At 69.4% G+C, this 703-nt stretch carries 1 pseudogene; it reads right to left on the minus strand.

Annotation, left to right across the window (positions count from 1 at the left end):
• Positions 1-703, minus strand: a pseudogene (locus DBY73_RS22010) (AAA family ATPase); the annotation flags it as partial.

Genomic DNA, 703 nt, shown 5'->3' on the forward strand with positions numbered 1-703 from the left:
TGTGCGGCTCCTGGTATTCGGAGAGGTTGATGGTGATTAAGGATTTTTCGCCGCCGAACAGCTCGTCGGCCAGCGCCAGCGCCGTCTCGGTCTTGCCGGTGCCGCTGGTGCCCACCAGCAGGAACACGCCCTGCGGGCCGTTCTCCGGCGCGAGGCCGGTTTTGGCGGCGCGCAGGCGCTGCGCGATGGCGTTCAGCGCCGCGTCCTGGCCCACCACGCGCGTCGCCAGGCTCTCTTCCAGGCTCAGCAGCTCCGTCTGCTCGTCCTTCATTAACGAGGAGAGCGGCACGCCGGTCCAGTCGGCAATCACCGTCGCCACCGTGCGGGCGTCCACGTCCAGCCCCAGCAGCGGGCTGCCCTGCTGCACGTCGCCGAGTTGCTCCTGCAGCGCCGCGATGTCCGCCTGGCGGGAGATGTCCTGGCGGCAGGCCAGCAGCTGCTCCGTGAGCTTCAGCTCGTCGCCGTACTGGGCTTCCCGCGCCTCAAGCGCCAGAAGGATGCGGCCCTCCTCCTGCTCAATCGCCGCCAGCCGCTCGCCGTGGGAGGTGCTCCCGACCGCGATATCCTCCAGCAGCGCCTGCTTTTCCATATCCAGCGCGGTGAGCTGCGCCTTCATGCGGGTCAGCGGCTCCGGCACGGTGTCGAGGCTCATGCGCACGCGCGCGGAGGCGGTGTCCAGCAGGTCAACCGCCTTGTCCGGCAG

This window comes from Enterobacter sp. RIT418 (assembly GCF_003057745.1).
In the GTDB taxonomy this organism is placed as follows: Bacteria; Pseudomonadota; Gammaproteobacteria; order Enterobacterales; family Enterobacteriaceae; genus Enterobacter.